Annotated in this window: 14 protein-coding genes; 11 read left to right on the top strand and 3 right to left on the bottom strand. The window is 65.8% G+C overall.

The window, feature by feature from the left end; all coding sequences use genetic code 11:
- The first annotated feature begins 75 nt into the window (after positions 1-75).
- The 3 genes from CLU86_RS14400 to CLU86_RS14390 are packed head-to-tail and all read left to right on the top strand — an operon-like array spanning position 76 to position 5,274.
- Positions 76-3,081 (top strand): site-2 protease family protein, encoded by a 3,006-nt coding sequence (locus tag CLU86_RS14400; protein ID WP_143226711.1) that lies wholly within the window; start codon positions 76-78, stop codon positions 3,079-3,081.
- Positions 3,082-3,134: 53 nt separating this feature from the next.
- On the top strand, positions 3,135-3,788 hold the full coding sequence (locus tag CLU86_RS14395; protein WP_099743584.1) for an HAD family phosphatase: 654 nt from the start codon (positions 3,135-3,137) through the stop codon (positions 3,786-3,788).
- A gap of 34 nt (positions 3,789-3,822) precedes the next feature.
- Complete coding sequence (locus CLU86_RS14390) at positions 3,823-5,274, top strand: patatin-like phospholipase family protein (protein ID WP_233195021.1); 1,452 nt, start codon at positions 3,823-3,825, stop codon at positions 5,272-5,274.
- 97 nt (positions 5,275-5,371) lie between these two features.
- Here the strand turns inward: CLU86_RS14390 and CLU86_RS14385 are convergent, their stop codons facing one another.
- The 3 genes from CLU86_RS14385 to CLU86_RS14375 all read right to left on the bottom strand — a co-directional run bounded on the left by CLU86_RS14385 (position 5,372) and on the right by CLU86_RS14375 (position 8,280).
- Complete coding sequence (locus CLU86_RS14385; protein ID WP_099742086.1) at positions 5,372-6,040, bottom strand: glutathione S-transferase family protein; 669 nt, start codon at positions 6,038-6,040, stop codon at positions 5,372-5,374.
- A gap of 78 nt (positions 6,041-6,118) precedes the next feature.
- Positions 6,119-7,144, bottom strand: a complete 1,026-nt coding sequence (locus tag CLU86_RS14380) for a DUF4238 domain-containing protein (protein WP_099742085.1) — start codon at positions 7,142-7,144, stop codon at positions 6,119-6,121.
- On the bottom strand, positions 7,141-8,280 hold the full coding sequence (locus CLU86_RS14375) for an AraC family transcriptional regulator (RefSeq protein WP_233195020.1): 1,140 nt from the start codon (positions 8,278-8,280) through the stop codon (positions 7,141-7,143). The genes CLU86_RS14380 and CLU86_RS14375 overlap by 4 nt, the downstream gene beginning before the upstream one ends.
- 105 nt (positions 8,281-8,385) lie before the next feature.
- On the opposite strand from CLU86_RS14375, the gene CLU86_RS14370 reads away from it, so the two are divergent.
- The 8 genes from CLU86_RS14370 to CLU86_RS14335 are packed head-to-tail and all read left to right on the top strand — an operon-like array spanning position 8,386 to position 17,609.
- Positions 8,386-10,131, top strand: a complete 1,746-nt coding sequence (locus CLU86_RS14370) for an AMP-binding protein (RefSeq protein WP_099742083.1) — start codon at positions 8,386-8,388, stop codon at positions 10,129-10,131.
- Positions 10,132-10,150: 19 nt separating this feature from the next.
- The gene (locus CLU86_RS14365) at positions 10,151-11,758 is read left to right on the top strand and encodes a carboxyl transferase domain-containing protein (RefSeq protein ID WP_099742082.1); all 1,608 of its coding nucleotides are present in this window, start codon (positions 10,151-10,153) and stop codon (positions 11,756-11,758) included.
- Between the two features lie 14 nt (positions 11,759-11,772).
- Positions 11,773-12,651, top strand: a complete 879-nt coding sequence (locus tag CLU86_RS14360; protein ID WP_099742081.1) for a dienelactone hydrolase family protein — start codon at positions 11,773-11,775, stop codon at positions 12,649-12,651.
- Between the two features lie 10 nt (positions 12,652-12,661).
- Positions 12,662-13,558 (top strand): dienelactone hydrolase family protein, encoded by an 897-nt coding sequence (locus tag CLU86_RS14355; RefSeq protein WP_158236334.1) that lies wholly within the window; start codon positions 12,662-12,664, stop codon positions 13,556-13,558.
- Positions 13,555-14,073 carry a DinB family protein gene (locus CLU86_RS14350; protein WP_099742079.1) on the top strand — a complete coding sequence of 173 codons (519 nt, stop codon included), beginning with the start codon at positions 13,555-13,557 and terminating at the stop codon, positions 14,071-14,073. The genes CLU86_RS14355 and CLU86_RS14350 overlap by 4 nt, the downstream gene beginning before the upstream one ends.
- Positions 14,070-14,852 carry an enoyl-CoA hydratase/isomerase family protein gene (locus CLU86_RS14345; RefSeq protein ID WP_099742078.1) on the top strand — a complete coding sequence of 261 codons (783 nt, stop codon included), beginning with the start codon at positions 14,070-14,072 and terminating at the stop codon, positions 14,850-14,852. The genes CLU86_RS14350 and CLU86_RS14345 overlap by 4 nt, the downstream gene beginning before the upstream one ends.
- Positions 14,853-14,868: 16 nt before the next feature.
- Positions 14,869-15,588 (top strand): DUF4126 domain-containing protein, encoded by a 720-nt coding sequence (locus CLU86_RS14340; RefSeq protein WP_099742077.1) that lies wholly within the window; start codon positions 14,869-14,871, stop codon positions 15,586-15,588.
- A 2-nt stretch (positions 15,589-15,590) separates the two neighbouring features.
- Positions 15,591-17,609: an acetyl/propionyl/methylcrotonyl-CoA carboxylase subunit alpha gene (locus CLU86_RS14335; protein ID WP_099742076.1), complete on the top strand. Its 2,019-nt coding sequence runs from the start codon at positions 15,591-15,593 to the stop codon at positions 17,607-17,609.
- Positions 17,610-17,663: the final 54 nt, after the last annotated feature.

Here is a 17,663-nt window from a genome sequence, read left to right as displayed (position 1 = left end):
TCAGGATGGGGCTGCACAGCCCGCATGGTGACGCCGGGAAACACCGGTGCGCCCAGACAACGTGAGAGGGATGGAATGAACCATTGGATGACCGTGGCCGCTGCGGCGGCCTTGCTTGCCGTGGCCTTGCCCCTGTGGATGTGGCTGGCCATGGCCCGCAGCCTCGCGCAGTTGCGGCTGCAGCCCGTGGCCGTGCAGGTGCTGGACCGCGCCGCCGTGCCTGCGCCGCACCGGGGCATTCTCGATGCCGCAGCTATCGATGTGATGGCCATGGGGTTCACCTACGGCTACAGCCTGCAGTGCAGCCCCACGGCCTGCATTGCGGGCATGCCCTGGGTGTACAGCGATGTGTATGTGTCGGCCGACGGGCGCACGCAGTTGCAGGTGTCCCCCTCCACCTTGCCCGAGGCCGGGCGCGCCTGCACGTTCCAGTGGGCCACCGTGTGGGCCGATGCCGGGCCGCATGACCTGACGGTGCATTGCTTTCGCCACTTCTTGCTGTGGTGGCCTGCCACCTGGCAGGTGCACGACGACTACCTGCCATCGGTGCCACAGGCCTGGGCCGGGCACCAGCGCCGCGTAGACGCTGCCTGCGCTGCAGGCCGACAGCCGGTGACCGATGTGGCTGCGGTGCGCGAGGTGTGCCTGGGCTTGCTGCAAGGCATGCTGCCCGAGGGGCAGGCCCGTGGCTACCTCGCACCCATCCCGGAGCCCATCTCGACGCCGATCTCGACGCAGGTGGCTGCATCGCCGCTCAGCGAAACCGCCGCACCCACTTTGCCGCTGTGGCGCATGCGCGGATGGGCCGCGCTGCGGCAGGCGCCCACGCTGGTGCGTGGCATGCGCCGCGCCGCCCAGGTGATGGCGCGCTCGCCAGTGCCTGCCGCTTCCTTTGCAACCTCGGCTCCTTTGTCCGACGCCGTCTCGCCAGCGGGCGTGAACGCAGCATTGCATGCAGACCTGCAGGCCTTTGCTCAACACCAGTCGCACCAGGCCGAGGTTGCCGCCCGCCCGCGGCGCAAGTGGCTGGCACTGGGCGCCACGGCCGCCCTGTTTGTGCTGGTGGGGGGCGTGTTGATGAGCTGGCGCAGCGCCCTGGTGCTGCTCGTGGTCATCGGTTTGCACGAGGGCGGGCATTGGCTGGCCATGCGCACGCTGGGCTACCGCAACCTCTCGGTGCTGTTCATCCCGGGGCTCGGCGGTGTGGCCCTGGGCCACAAACCCAGCGCGTCCACCTGGAACAAGCTGGCGGTGTACCTGGCCGGGCCGGTGCCAGGGCTGTTGCTGGCCATGGGGCTGATGGGCGCATTGACCAAGGGCTGGCTGGCGCCGTCAGAGTGGGTGCAAGACTTTGTCCTGATGTGCCTCATCGTCAATTACCTGAACCTGCTGCCCGTGCATCCGCTGGACGGCGGGCGCGTGGTGGAGTCGCTGCTGTTCGTGCGCTGGCCGGTACTGCGCTTTGTCTTTGTGCTCGCAGGCATGGTGGCATTGGGGGCCCTGGGCTGGTTGCTGCACGATGCCATCACGCTGGCCCTGGCGGGGCTGCTGGCCCTGGGCTTGTCCCACCACTGGCGGCTGATGCGTGTGGACCGCCAGGTGCCACGCCCCGCAGCGGGGAAGGCCTTGACCGAGGCCGAGGCGGCGACCCGGGTGTTCACCGCTCTGCAGCAGCCGCAGTTTGCTCGCTGGTCCTTCGCACAGCGCCTGGGCGCTGTGCGTGCCCTGCTGCCCGAGCTGCAGGGCACGCGCCTCGGGTTGCTTGGCACCCTGGCAGGTTTGGCGCTGTATCTGGCTTGCCTTGCTTTGCCCGCAGCGGCGTTGTGGGCCACTGGGGCCGGGCCCTTGTTCATGGCGGCGCGCTCGGCGCCCCAGTACCTGCCCGATGTGGTCGATGAGAAATCCCCACCCACCTACAGCGCACCTGCCAGCGGTTTTGTCACCCCTGAGGAATGGACGCGCCGCCTCGAAAAAGCCGACACCCTGCCCGAGTCCCAGCGCTTGCCGCTGTACGTGGAGGCCGCAGACGACGCCCTGGAGCTGGAAGACACCCAGGCCGCGCTGGACCGTTACCAACAGGCCTGGGCACTGGCCGAGCCATTGCCTGCCAGCAACCCGCTGCGGGCGCGCACCTTGCTGGGGCTGCTACAGGCGACGGAAGACCCGCAAGAGTCCCGCGCCTGGGGGCTGCGCCTGCTGGCCGAGATGCCTGCGGACGCCGATGCGTCGCTGCGCCTGTTGCAGGCCCGGGCCGAGTCCTCGTTGGCCCACAGCGCTGCCTCGCTGAACGAATCCATCGAGCGCATGCAACGCGCGCTGGCCCTGTGGGAGGCGGCTGATGCCCGGCCACCCGCTGGCCCACCCGTTGCCACACGCTCTGGCCTCTCGCCCTCGTTCTACAGCGCGGCCACGGCGCGCTCCGCCTTGTCGCGCTGGCGCATGCAGCAGGCTGGGGAGGGTGATGCCCAAGAGGCAAAGCAAGAAGCCCAGCGCCTGCTGCAGCGCAATGTGGATGCCTGGCCCACCCCCGCCGAAGGCGACCGCAGCCGCGGCGCCTTGGCTGCGCGCGTGGGCCGTGCCGATGCGCAGCTGGACCTGGCCTGGCTGCTGATGGACCAAGGGGCTACCGACCGTGCTGTGCCCCTCACCCAGCAGGTGCTGGCGCAGGTGCCTGCACCGGTCACCGCCAGCTGGGTGCACCTGCAAGATCGGGCGCTGGAGACACTGGTGTGGTCGGCCATGGCCCGCCAAGACTCTGCCAGCTTGCGCTCCCACTGGCAGGCCTGGCTGCAGTCCGCCCGCAATGCGGCGTCGCCCCGGCGTGATGCGCTGTGGCAGCTGGACCGGTGGGCCGTCATGCAGCGGCTGGGTGACACCGGCCAGGCGCAAGAGACCCGTGCCGACATCCTGCGCCGCGCCAAGCCCGGTGCATACTGGGCCATGCGCTGGTGCGGCCCTCCCGGGTCGGCCCTGCAAGCTCCTGAGGTGTCCGGTGTTCGCGAGCTGGCGCGCCGCGAGGCCGCGCAAGCCACGGGCCTGTGTGAGCGGATGGCAGAGCCTGCAGGCAACCCCCCAAACTGAAAACCCCCTCCAGACGGGAATCCCCCACGGGTACAAGCGAGTGTGAACGGATGATGCAATTTGACGCGGTATTGTTTGACTGCGATGGCGTGCTGGTCGACAGCGAACCCATCACCAACGGCGTGCTGTGCGCCATGCTCAACGAGGCCGGTTGGGCCATCGGTGCGCAGGAATGCATGGACATCTTCATCGGTAAGACGGTGCGCAGCGAGGCGGCCCGCATCGAGCTGCACACCGGCCAGCCGCTGACGGACGCCTGGATGGCCGTGTTCTATGCGCGGCGCAACGCCGAGTTGGAGGCCCGCCTCACGGCCATCGAGCACATCCACCCCACCATCGAGCGGGTGCACGCCCACCACAGCGGGCGCATCGCCTGTGCCTCGGGGGCCGATCGGCTCAAGGTCGAGATGCAACTGGCCAAGGTGGGGCTCACCCCATTTTTTGACGGCCGCATTTTCAGCGGCCACGAAATGCCCGCCACCAAGCCCGCCCCCGATGTGTACCTGGCCGCTGCCGCCGCTTTGCAAACCCCGCCGCAGCGCTGTGCCGTGGTGGAAGACACCGTGACCGGTGTCACGGCCGGTGTGGCCGCCGGTGCCACCGTGTTTGCCTACGCCCCGCTGGACGACGGCGCCGCACTGCGCGCAGCAGGGGCCGTGCAGGTCTTTCGCAGCATGGCCGATCTGCCTGCATTGCTGGGCTGCTGAGCGCAGCCGTTCCATGTTTCACCGGGTTGCCAACGTGCCTCTTCACACAAACACCCACCAGCGCCTGAGCCCCCTGCGGCGTTGGATGGCCCACTCAGCGCTCATCGTGGGACTGGGGCTTTTGAGTGCCTGCTCATCCGTGCGGCCCTGGGTCAACGAGCCTTTGCCAGCAGAGGACCAGAGCGTGCCCCTGCGCAAGTCCGAGCGCGACCCCTCCATCCTGGTGGCCGTGACCTTGTCGGGCGGCGGCGCGCGCGCTGCGGCGTTTGGCTTTGGGGTGCTGACGGAGATGCAGCAAACCCGCTTTGAATGGGACGGCCAGCCCACCACGCTGCTGGATGCGACGGATGTGGTCAGTGGCGTGTCGGGCGGCAGCATTGTGGCCGCCTACTTTGCTGCGCACGGCATCGAGGGGCTGCCGCGCTTTGAGCAAGACTTTTTGCGCCAGAACTTTCAGAACAGCCTCATCACCCAGGCCCTGCGGCCCGGCAACCTGATCGACCTCACCTCGCCCTGGCTGGGGCGCACCCACTTGCTGGCCCGCCGCCTGGACGAGCTGTACGAAGGGCGCACCTTTGGCGATGTGGAAAAGCGCCCACGCCACCCGCAGCTCTTCATCACCGCCACCGACATGTCGCTGGGCACGGGGTTTGAGTTCACCTGGGAGCAGTTTGCGTTAATCTGCTCCGACCTGCGCAAAGTGCCCTTGTCGTTTGCGGTGGCGGCTTCCTCGGCCGTGCCCTTGTTGCTCAGCCCCGTCACCCTGCGCAACTACGCCGATCAATGCCCCGAGCGCCAACGCACCACCACCGTCGCCGCTGAGCGCGCTGCTGCCAACGACTACCGGGCACGCTTGTACCGTGCACACGAGGTGAGCTACCAGGACGCAGAGCGCAGGCCCTACATCCACCTGGTCGATGGCGGGCTGGCCGACAACCTGGGCGTGCAGCGCTTGCTTGACCGTGCCATGGCCGGTGGCGGCCTGCGCGAGACCTTCAGCGAGGTCGGCATCCCCCCGCGCAGCATCCGCAAGCTGGTGCTGATCACCGTGAATGCCGAGCGCGACCCCTCGTACCACATCGATGCGCAGGACACCGTGCCCAACATTGCGCAGGTGGTGGACACGCTGCTGTTTGGCGCTGGTTCGCGCTCCACCCGCGAGACGCAGGAGTTTCTGCGCGACATCACCCAGCGCTGGCGCAAATCCCTGGCCGAGGGCGCACGCGGCGGCTTTGATGCGTTTGCCGACGATGCCGAGGTCCACGTCATCCCCGTCAACCTGCGCGACGCCCCAGACGCCGTGGCCCGCCGCAGGCTGCTGCAAGTGCCCACGGCGTTCTCGATTGCACCCGACGAAGTCACGGGGCTCATCGAAGCCGGGGGCAGCGTGCTGCGCCATTCGCCAGAGTTTCAGGCGCTGGTGCGGTCGCTGAAGGGAGCGGCTGCACCACCTGCACCACCTGCACGGCTGCAGGCGCAGGATTGAGCGGTAGACCACTCTGCCTGGACCGAACTGGCTGGGAGCCGCCAAGAAGGTAAAGGCGCGGGGGGCACAAAGAACCCGCAGTCGCACCCACGGCCGTTCAAGGCCGTGTGTCGGGGGCCGGGGTGGTTGGCACGTCTTGTCCTTCTGCCGCACGCGTTTGCGCAGCCATGGCCCGCTGGTAGCCAGGCCGCGCCTGCAGCCGCTGCCAATAGGCCTGCGTGGCCGGGCCAAACTGCTCCATCAGTCCCAGGTGCTGCGCCAACAGCAGCGCATACCCCACCGCCACATCGGCCGCCGTGAAGCGGCCCGCACACAGGTAGTCGCTGTGCGCCACGGTAGCTTCCACCGCCCTTAGCCGTGCCAGAAACCAGCGCGTGTAGTCCTCCACCACCTGCGGCTGCTTGCGCTCTGCGGGCTCAAAACGCCCATAGCGCAGCACCAGCGTCTGCGGAAACGTCAGCGTCGCATCGCTCATGTGCAGCCAGTTCAGATAAGCACCATAGGCCGGGTGTGTGGCCGCCACATCCAGCCCCGCGTCAGGGTGCGTGGTGGCCAGGTACTGGCACATGGCGGCCGATTCGGTCATGCGCACATCGCCTTGCACCAGCAGGGGCACCGTGCCCAGCGGGTTCTCGTCGAGGAACCACCGGGCCTTGGCACGGGGCGGGAAGGGGAGCATGTGGAGCTGGTAGGGCAGTTGCAGCTCCTCGAGCATCCACAGGGGGCGGAAGGAGCGGGCGCTGACGCAGTGGTGTAGGTGGAGCATGGGGGCTGCGGAGTGACGTCGTTGTCTAGTTTCAGCGTGATCAGTAGACAGATAGGTTGAGTTTTTAGCTGGCTTAGATCAATCTTCCTGACTAGCTTCTGAGATGTCGGCGATTCCGTGACTGGCTTTGAATTCTGCTAACTCCTCCGCACTTGGGGGAGTTGTGAATCTGTTGATCAATTGGTCATCGTATCTAAGGCGAAGTAGTGGGTCGTGGTAGAGCACTGTGCGGCATGAAGAAATAGCCAAACCGTTTGAGTGCTGAATCATTTGGTTGTTCATCACCCCTATGAACGACTGATTTGCTGGGTTGACTGTCGCCTCGTTCCCAGTCCAACGACCTATTAGGAGTGCGCGGCTTGTCAGTGGAAAATAAATTTCAGTGTTTTTGAGGCCAAAGCCTGGGCTGTGTCTCAGGAGTATTGGCACGTTTTCGGGATTGATGTAAGCAATAACGACAGGTCGATTCGTAGTAATGAATTCGCCATAGTCTCCGGACACGATGTACAGGGTCCACTTCCGCCGGCCAAGCAATTGCAACACTGTGTGATGCAGACCGATCTCCGTTTGAATATGGCGTTCGCGCGCCACCTCGATTTTGTATTCGCCTCGCATGTGGAAGTCTTTTGCTTCCTCATAGGTCACTAGGGACGACTTGCCAGTTCTTTCTTTCATCTCCTCCATTTGAGATTCCCAGTACTCTTTCTTCGCGAGCACCAAGTCCATCATGCGCTGTGTCACGCGCGCTTGAAACTCCCGCATGTTTTCCCGTTGCTCAGGCGAGCGCACTGCGAGCAGTGCCATCAGGTTGAGTATGTAGTCCTTGTTCTCGCCGTCAAATATCCCTGAAGACACAACTTCGCGTATTGCTGTCACAGACCTCGATTCGAGTTTTCCAAATTCGATCTCGAGCCAGTCAGGTGCTCGATCGTTGAATTCGAATCGCATGAAATCGCGCTGAGCGCAGACGTTGCGCGTATTGGTTTCGTAAGTTTTTTTGTCATTGAAATCGTGGACTATCACCATGTGGTGCTTGCCGCGCTTCCAGCCGAAGCCGCGCAAGTAGCCCTGCGGTATGTAGTGATGATTGCGAGAATCAGTCATCTAAGAATTGTCTCCCTGGTCCTCCGAAACTCCGCTGGCGACTGCCCCGTCCACCCCCGGAACGCCCGGATAAAACTCTTCTCATTCACAAACCCCGCCGCCTCCGCCACCTGCTTGATGGGACGTTGCGTGCGGTGCAGCAGCTCCACCGCGCGTGTGCGGCGCACTTCGTCTTTCAGGCCCTGCAGCGTGGCGCCTTCTTCCTTCAGCTGCCGGTGCAGCGTGCGGGGCGATACGTGCAACAGCGCGGCCAGGGATTCGGCGCTGTGCTGGGGCAGGGCGTGGGCGGGCTGGCCAGGCAGGGGGGTGGCCAGCAACTGGCGCACGCGCTGCACCAGCAGGCGGTCGCGGCGGTAGTGCAGCACGGTCAGGGGCAGGGCGTGCTGCAGCATCTGGCGCAGGGCCTGTTCGTCGCGGCGCAGGGGCAGGTGCAGGTAGCGGGCGTCAAAGTGCAGGGCGGTGCGCGGCGCGTGGAAGGTGGCGGGGCCACGGAATAACACGGCATAGGCATCGGCGTGCGGCGGTGCGTCAAACGCAAATTCGGCGGCGATGAGGGGGATGCGCGAGTCCACCATCCAGCAAGCCAGGCCATGGGCATTGCGCAGTACCGACACCAGACAGAACTCGCGCAGCGCACCCAGGTCGCGGGCCTCGGTGATGGCCAGGGTGGCGGTGTCGCCCTGGGTGGTGAGGTGCAGCGCAATGTCGTCCGCCAGCAGACCATGGTGGCGGCACCAGCGGGCCAGGGCCACCTGCAGTGTGGGCGAGCTGATGCTGGCGCGCGCCAGCATGCCGTAGCTGCCCCAGGGCAGGCGGCGGCTGAACCAGCCCAGGGCTTCGTCGTCCAGCTCCTGCATGGCGGCGTCGGAGATCTGCTCCATCTGCCAGGCAGTGATGCGGGCGCTGTCGTCCTGCAGCAGTTGCGGCGCAATCTGTGCCTGGGCCAGGGCGCGCGCGGGGCTCAGGCTGCGCCGCTCGTACGCCAGAACAATGGCGCGCACGAATGCGATAGGCGTTGCCGCAGGTGCGATGGGCGTAGCGGTGGGGACTGCGGCGGGTGGCGCCAATCGGTTGCTGGGATGGTGGGTCGGTTTCACGCCGCAGAGTGTGCCAGCCGTGGCACGATTTGCAACCATTGTGGCAACCTGGCCGGGGCGTGGGCTTCTATGCTTGCCTATGCTTGCGAATCGCCCGCCCGCGTGTTCTTGAGGCTTGGGCCGGATGACAGAGGAGACAAACCCGTGACGAGTGCAGCCGCAACACAATCCGCACCGCTGGCAGACAGCTACGCCCGTGGTGCCACCAATGTGCCCCTGATCGAGCAGACCATCGGCGCCTTTTTTGCCGACATGGTGGCCCGCCAGCCGGAGCGCGAGGCACTGGTCAGCGTGCACCAGGGCCGCCGCTACACCTACGCTCAGTTGCAGGCTGAAGCCCACCGCTTGGCCAGCGCGCTGCTGGGCATGGGGCTCACCCCTGGCGACCGCGTAGGCATCTGGTCGCACAACAATGCCGAATGGGTGCTGATGCAGCTGGCCACCGCGCAGGTGGGCCTGGTGCTGGTCAACATCAACCCGGCCTACCGCACGTCTGAGGTGGAATACGCGCTCAACAAGGTGGGCTGCAAGCTGCTGGTGACCATGGCCCGCTTCAAGACCAGCGACTACCTGGGCATGCTGCGCGAGCTGGCGCCCGAATGGCACCACCAGCAGCCGGGCCAGCTGGGCTCCGTGAAGCTGCCCCACCTGAACACCGTGGTGTGGATTGATGCACCCGGCGTAGGGGAGGCGGAGCAGGGCGCCGACGAGCCCGGCCTGCTGCGTTTTACCGACCTGCTGGCGCGCGGCAACGCGGCCGACCCGCGCCTGGCGCAGATCGCCGCCACGCTCAAGGCCACCGACCCCATCAACATCCAGTTCACCAGCGGCACCACGGGCTTCCCCAAGGGGGCCACGCTCACGCACCGCAACATCCTGAACAACGGCTTCTTCATCGGCGAATGCATGAAGCTCACGCCCGACGACCGCCTGTGCATCCCCGTGCCGCTGTACCACTGCTTTGGCATGGTGCTGGGCAACCTGGCCTGCTTGACGCACGGCTCGACCATCGTCTACCCCAACGACGGGTTTGACCCGCTGACCGTGCTGCAGACGGTGCAGGACGAGCGCTGCACCGGCCTGCACGGCGTGCCCACCATGTTCATCGCTGAGCTGGACCACCCGCGTTTTGCCGAGTTCAACCTCAGCACCCTGCGCACCGGCATCATGGCCGGATCGCCGTGCCCCACCGAGGTGATGAAGCGTGTGGTGGAGCAGATGCACCTCTCGCAGATCACCATCGCCTACGGCATGACCGAGACCAGCCCCGTGAGCTGCCAAAGCAGCACCGACACGCCGCTGGATAAGCGCGTCTCCACCGTGGGCCAGGTGCAGCCTCACCTGGAGGTGAAGATCGTGGACCCTGACACGGGCGCCATCGTGCCCATCGGCCAGCGCGGCGAGTTCTGCACCAAAGGCTATTCCGTCATGCACGGCTACTGGGGCGATGAGGCCAAGACCCGCGAGGCCATCGACGACGGCGGCTGGATGCACACCGGCGACCTGGCCACCATGGATGCCGAGGGCTATGTGAACATCGTCGGCCGCATCAAGGACATGGTGATCCGTGGCGGCGAAAACATTTACCCGCGCGAGATCGAAGAGTTTTTGTACCGCCACCCCCAGGTGCAGGACGTGCAGGTGGTGGGCGTGCCCGACCAGAAGTACGGCGAAGAACTCTGCGCCTGGATCATCGCCAAGCCCGGCACGCAGCCAACAGAAGACGACATCCGCGCCTTCTGCAAGGGCCAGATCGCGCACTACAAGGTGCCACGCTACATCCGCTTCGTCACCAGCTTCCCGATGACGGTGACGGGCAAGATCCAGAAGTTCAAGATCCGCGACGAGATGAAGGACCAGCTTGGGTTGGTCGAATCCCAAACGGCATGAAACAAAGAAGCAACACAGCATGACCATTCTCGACACCCAACTCAACGCCCGCTCGGCGGACTTCCTGGCCAATGCCGCGGCCATGCGCACGCTGGTCGACGACCTGCGCGCCCAGCTCGACAAGGTCGCCCAGGGCGGCGGTGAAGCCGCCCGCGCCAAGCACACCGCGCGCGGCAAGCTGCTGCCGCGCGAACGTGTGCAGATGCTGCTGGACCCGGGCACGCCGTTTCTGGAGCTGGCGCCGTTGGCCGCGCTCAACATGTACAACAACGATGCGCCCAGCGCGGGGCTCATTGCGGGCATTGGCCGCGTGAGCGGCGTGGACTGCATGATCGTGTGCAACGACGCCACGGTGAAGGGCGGCACCTACTACCCGCTCACCGTCAAGAAGCACCTGCGTGCGCAAGAGGTGGCGCAGCAGAACCACCTGCCCTGCATCTACCTGGTGGACTCCGGCGGCGCCAACTTGCCCAATCAGGACGAAGTCTTCCCCGACCGCGACCACTTCGGCCGCATCTTCTTCAACCAGGCCAACATGAGCGCCATGGGCATCTCGCAGATCGCGGTGGTCATGGGGTCGTGCACGGCGGGCGGCGCCTACGTGCCAGCCATGAGCGACGAGTCCATCATCGTCAAGAACCAGGGCACCATCTTTTTGGGTGGCCCGCCGCTGGTCAAGGCCGCGACGGGCGAGGTCGTGACGGCCGAAGACCTGGGCGGCGGTGACGTGCACACCCGCCTGTCGGGTGTGGCCGACCACCTGGCGCAGAACGACTTGCACGCGCTGCAACTGGCACGCAATGCAGTGCGCAATTTGAATAAAAATAAGCCTCTAGCGCACGCAGATCAAGCGCCAGTAGCTCCTAAGTTTGTAGCTGATGAGCTGTATGGCGTGATCCCGGTGGACACGCGCAAGCCCTTTGACGTGCGCGAGATCATTGCCCGCATCGTCGATGGCAGCGAGTTTGACGAGTTCAAGGCCCGCTACGGCACCACGCTGGTCACGGGCTTTGCGCGCATCGAGGGGATGATGGTCGGCATCATCGCCAACAACGGCATCCTGTTCAGCGAGTCGGCTCTCAAGGGCGCGCACTTCATCGAGCTGTGCTGCCAGCGCAAGATCCCGCTGGTGTTCTTGCAGAACATCACCGGCTTCATGGTGGGCCGCAAGTACGAGAACGAAGGCATCGCCCGCAACGGCGCCAAGATGGTGACGGCCGTGGCCACGGCCAGCGTGCCCAAGTTCACCATCATCATCGGCGGCAGCTTTGGCGCGGGCAACTATGGCATGTGCGGCCGCGCGTACTCGCCCCGCTTCCTGTGGATGTGGCCCAACGCGCGCATCAGCGTGATGGGCGGCGAGCAGGCCGCTGGTGTGCTGGCCACGGTGAAGCGCGACGGCATCGAAGGCAAAGGCGGCCAGTGGAGCGTGGAGGAGGAAGAGGCCTTCAAGGCCCCCATCCGCCGTCAATACGAAGACCAGGGTCATCCCTACTACGCCACGGCCCGCCTGTGGGACGACGGAGTGATCGACCCGGCCGACACCCGCCGTGTGCTGGCGCTGGGGCTGGCCGCCACGCGCAATGCACCCATCGAAGACACCAAGTTCGGCCTGTTCCGCATGTAAAGGGGCCTGGAAACATGCGCGTGTCTTATGGATGGGCTGTGGGGTTGGCACTGGCGGCGCTGGCTGGTGCCACGCACGCCCGGGTGGTGGAAGAGCAGATCGATGTGCCCGTGCAGGTGAAAAACGCCTGGGGCAAACCGGTGGCCCACACCATCCGTGTCACGGTCTGGTCCGACGACACCAACCCCCAGCCCTCCCCGATTGCACTCGTCAACCATGGCCGCGCGCCCGATGCGCAAGGCCGGGCTAGCCTGGGCCGCGCGCGCTATACCGATGCATCGCGCTACTTGCTGCGCCGTGGCTTTGTGGTGGCCGTGCCCACCCGTGTGGGCTATGGCGTGAGCGGTGGCGAGGACGTGGAGGACACGGGGGCGTGCAACAACCGCAACTACCCGCCAGGGTTCGACGCCGCTGCCGTGCAAATGCTGGCCGCACTGAGCGCGGTGCGCCAGCGGCCTGATGTGGCGCCCGACAAGGTGCTGGTGATAGGGCAGTCGTTTGGTGGCGGGGGTACGGTGGCGCTGGCCGCGATAAACCCGCCCGGCGTGGTGGCCGCCATCAATTTTGCGGGCGGCAGCGGTGGCGACCCCAAGGGCCGACCGCAGAACCCCTGCTCTCAGCCCGCGCTGGAGCGCACCTTTCAGGCGTATGGCGCGCAGGCCAAGGTGCCCATGCTGTGGGTCTACACCGAGAACGACATGTACTTTGGCGCCCAACTGCCGCGCCAGTGGCATGCCGCATTCACCAAGGCAGGGGGCAAGGCGAGCTTTGTGCAGTTCCCGCCGCATGGCGAAGATGGGCATTCCCTTTTCACCCGCTTCCCGCAAGTGTGGCAGCCTGCCGTGTCCGAGTTTCTGGATGCGAATGGGTTTGCTCCTGTGGCCCCCCACTAAAGGCGTCAGCATGCGCTTCAAGCTTTTTTACTCTCGAAAATCCCTTGTCCTGATGGCCTGGACTGGTGCCTGCCTTGCTGCCGTGGCAAGCCCCATGCAGCGCGTGGAGCTGCCATTGCCGTCCGGCACGGTGCTGCGCGCCCACTGGCTGCCAGCGCCGCAGTCTGCCGCACAGGCTCAGCCCTCTGCCCAACCTGCGGTGCTCGCACTGCATGGCTGCGGAGGCTTGTACGCCAAGGGTGGGGCGCTGTCCTCGCGCTACCGGGAGACGGCTGATACTTTGCACGCCGCAAGCTATGCGGTGCTGATGCCCGACAGCTTTGGATCGCGCGGTTTGCGCGATGTATGCCAGACCCGCTACAGCGACCGGACCTTGAACGTGAACGAACGGGTGCAGGACGCTCGCGCCGCCCTGGTGTGGCTGGCGGCGCAGCCGGGTGTGGATGCCCAGCGCATCGGCGTGATGGGCTGGTCCAACGGCGGCACCACCACCTTGAACCTGCTCGTGCAGCGGCACACCCACCCCCAAGAAGGTGAGCCCGCGTTGGCCGGTGCGGCGGTGTTTTACCCAGGCTGCGGGCCCCTGCTCAAACACCAGGCCGTGGCAGACAGCGTGCCGCTGCTGATGCAGCTCGGTGCGCTGGACGACTGGACCCCGGCCCAACCCTGCGTGGACTGGGCCACCACCCTCAAGGCCCGCGCGGGCAGTGATGTAACGGTGCATGTGTACGAGGGCAGCTACCACGGCTTTGATGGCAAAGACCCCGTGCGCCTGCGGGGGGATGTACCCAACGGAACGTCCGTCCAAGGGGTACACCAGGGGGGCAACCCACAGGCACGAACCGAATCTCAGGCAGCCCTGCAATCTTTCTGGAGCCGGGTGCTGGGCGCTCGAAAGGCACCATGAACCCCACAGCCCATTTCAGCCAGCTGGCCCGCTACAACCAGTGGGCCACCGCCCGCTTGCTCGATGCCGTGGCGGCCTTGCCTGAAGCGGACTATCGCCGCGATGTCGCGCTGTTTTTTCGCAGCATTCACGGCACGCTCAACCATCTGCTGGTGGGTGAGCATCTGCTGTGGTTTGTGCGATTTTCGGAAGGTACATCGCCCCGGGTGGCGCTGGATGCTGAAGTGGAGGCAGACCGGAAGGCACTGGCACTGCGCTTGCTCGAAGGCGCAGCCCGATGGGCACCGCTGATCGCCTCTTTCTCGCAAGACCGTTGGAGTGGCACGCTGGACTACACCACCATGCGCGGCACGGCCGCGTCGCTGCCCTTTGCTGCAACGCTGGCGCATGTGTTCAACCACGGCACCCACCATCGGGGCCAGATCACCGCCGCGCTGACCGCCCTGGGCCAGCCCTGTCCTGAGCTGGACCTTGTCTATTTCCTGCAGGCCGAACAGGCCGGAGTCTCCCCATGAGCAGCAACCTGCAAATCACCTACCAAGGCGCCGTGGCGCGCATCACGCTCACGCAGCCTGAGATCCGCAACGCCTTCAGCGATGAGGTCATTGCCGAGATCACCGCTGCCTTCACCGAGGTGGGGGGGCGTGCCGATGTGCGCGCCGTGGTGCTCGCCGCAGAAGGCCCTGCTTTTTGCGCCGGTGCCAACCTCAACTGGATGCGCCGCATGGCCGACTACACGCGCGATGAAAACATCGCCGACGCCGGCAAGCTGGCCGAGATGCTGCGTGTGATCTACGAATGCCCCAAGCCCACGATTGCCCGCGTGCAGGGCGATGTGTACGCAGGTGGTATGGGCCTGATGGCGGCGTGCGACATGGCGGTGGCGGTGGACACGGCGGGCTTTTGCCTGAGCGAGGTGAAGCTGGGGCTTATCCCCGCCACCATCTGCCCCTATGTGATCCGAGCCATGGGCGCGCGCGCTGCGCACCGCTACTTCCTGACGGCCGAGCGCTTTGATGCGGCCGAGGCGCTGCGCATCGGTTTTGTGCACGCCGTGGTGGCTGTCGATCAGCTGGATGCCAAGGTCGATGAACTGCTCAAAGCCCTGACCAGCGCCAGCCCGAACGCCGTGCGGGTGTGCAAGAAACTGGTGCTCGATGTGGCCGAGCGTGAGATCAACGCAGGCTTGATCGCTGCCACGGTGCAGGGCATTGCCGACATCCGCGCCAGCGACGAAGGCAAGGAAGGTGTGCAGTCTTTTCTGAACAAGCGCAAGCCCAACTGGCTGGGCTGATCGGTAACTGCAGGCCATGGACACCCTCTGGTTCAACATCGTGCAGTGGCTCCACACGCTGGGACTGCATGTGGATGGCGGTACCGCGCGCGCCGTGGGCGACGCGGCAGCTACAGCAACTGCGAAGCTCGACATGCCCAGCCTGCTGGCGCTGGCCGCCGCACTGGGCTGGGCCAGCGGGTTCCGGCTGTATGCCGTGGCGTTCCTGGTCGGCATGATGGGCGTGCTGGGCTGGATGCCCCTGCCGCCCGGCCTGGCCATGCTGCAGCACCCGCTGGTGCTGATGGTCAGCGGCTTCATGCTGATGGTGGAGTTTTTTGCCGACAAGGTGCCCTGGGTGGACAGCGCCTGGGACGCCATCCACGCCTTCATCCGCGTGCCTGCGGGCGCCGCCTTGGCCTATGGCGTGTTTGGCGCCGACAACGCCACCATGGCCGTGGTGGCGGGACTGCTGGGCGGCTCGCTCTCTGCCACGGCCTTGGCCACGAAGATGACCACCCGCGCCGCCGTGAACACCTCGCCCGAGCCTTTTTCCAACTGGGGGCTGTCTTTCTTTGAAGACGGGCTGGTAGTCGCCGTGGTGTGGCTGGCCACGCAGTACCCGGTGGCCTTCGGCATTGCGCTGGTGCTGATGGTGGTCGTGTCGGTGCTGCTGCTGGTGGTGCTGTTCAAGTTTCTGCGCGCCGTGGTGCGGCGCCTTTCTTCTTTCTTTTCTGGTTCTGCCAAGGTGGCCTAAACATGTTCAACAAAATCCTGATTGCCAATCGAGGCGAGATTGCCTGCCGTGTCGCGGCCACCGCCAAACGCTTGGGCGTGAAAACCGTCGCCGTGTACTCCGACGCCGATGCGCAAGCCAAGCATGTCGCCGTCTGCGACGAGGCCGTGCACATTGGCGGCAGCGCCCCCAAGGACAGCTACCTGCGCTGGGAGCGCATCTTCGAGGCCGCCAAGGCCACGGGCGCGCAGGCCATCCACCCTGGCTACGGTTTTCTGAGCGAGAACGAAGACTTCGCAAAGGCCTGTGCTGACGCGGGCCTGGTTTTCATTGGCCCCCCCGCCAGCGCCATCAATGCCATGGGGCTGAAGGCCGAGTCCAAGCGCCTCATGGAGCAGGCACAGGTGCCCCTGGTGCCCGGCTACCACGGTGCTGACCAGGACCCGGCGCTGCTGCAACGCGAGGCGGACCGTATTGGCTATCCCGTGCTCATCAAGGCCAGCGCCGGCGGTGGCGGCAAGGGCATGCGCGCCGTGGACAAAGCCGAGGACTTTGCGGCGGCGCTCGACTCCTGCAAGCGCGAGGCCATCAACAGCTTTGGTGACGACGCGGTGCTGGTCGAAAAGTACGTGCAGCGCCCGCGCCACATCGAGATCCAGGTGTTTGGCGATACGCACGGGGACGTGGTGTACCTGTTTGAGCGCGATTGCTCTGTGCAGCGCCGCCACCAGAAGGTGCTGGAGGAAGCACCTGCGCCCGGCATGACGCCGGAGCTGCGCGCCCGCATGGGCGAGGCCGCTGTGGCCGCCGCCAAGGCTGTGAACTACGTGGGCGCGGGCACGGTGGAGTTCATCGTGGAGCAGCCGGGCGGCTACGACGCCCCCGAGCAGATGAAGTTCTACTTCATGGAGATGAACACCCGCCTGCAGGTGGAGCACCCCGTGACCGAGGCGATCACCGGCCTCGACCTGGTGGAGTGGCAGCTGCGTGTAGCGTCGGGCGAGCCCTTGCCGCTCCAGCAGCAAGACCTGCGCATCACAGGCCACGCCATCGAGGCCCGCATCTGTGCCGAGAACCCCGACAACAACTTCCTGCCCGCGACCGGTGCGCTCAATGTGTATGCGCTGCCCGATTGCGTGACGTTTGAAAGAGGCGCGGTGCGCGTGGATTCCGGCGTGCGACAGGGCGATGCGATCAGCCCGTTCTATGACTCCATGGTGGCCAAGCTCATCGTGCACGGCGACACGCGCGAACAGGCGCTGGCGCGGCTGGACGAGGCGCTGGCCCAGACCCACATCGTGGGCCTGGCAACCAACGTGCAGTTTTTGCGCCGCGTGGCACGCACCGATGCGTTTGCCAGCGCCAAGTTGGACACGGTGCTGATCCCGCGCGAGCAGGCCGTGTTGTTCCACCAGGAGCCCGTGGGCTTGCCCCTGGCCGCTGCGGCGGCCGTGGCGCAGGCCTTGCTGAATGAGCGCACGAGCGAGGGCGTGGACCCGTTCAGCCGCCGCGACGGCTTTCACACGCATGGCGTGGTGCAGCGCCGGTTTGAATTTGAATTTGGCGGTGAGCACGCCAAGGCGCTGCTCACTTACGAGCGCGGTGGCAGCCTGCACTTGACGGTGGGTGAGGGCGATGCGGCGGTGGCAGGGCCGCTGGTGTTTGGCGCCGCGCCCCGGGGTGCTATCGAGCTGCAGTTTGCCGGCCGGCGCACCCGCGCTGCCGTGTACGCGCAAGGTGAGGTGGACCACGTGTTCACCCCGCAGGGTGCCACGCAGATCAAGGCCATCGACCTGCTGGCCCATTCGGGTGAAGCGGCCGCCGAGGGTGGTCGCCTCACGGCCCCCATGCCCGGCAAGGTGGTGTCGTTTGCCGTGAAGGCGGGCGACAAGGTTGCCAAGGGGCAGCCACTGGCGGTGATGGAGGCCATGAAGATGGAGCACACCATCGCCGCCCCGGCCGACGGCGTGGTGCAGGAGCTGCTGTACGCGCCAGGCGACCAGGTGACCGAGGGGGCAGAGCTGCTCAAGCTGGTGGTGTAGAGAGGGTGTTGAGGGTTGATTCAGAATGGAGGTATGCCGAAATCATCTCCAGAC

Source organism: Acidovorax sp. 62 (assembly GCF_002754495.1).
Lineage (GTDB): Bacteria > Pseudomonadota > Gammaproteobacteria > Burkholderiales > Burkholderiaceae_C > Acidovorax.
The sequence above is the reverse complement of the archived record's forward strand: the minus strand, read 5'-3'. Positions and strand labels throughout refer to the sequence as shown.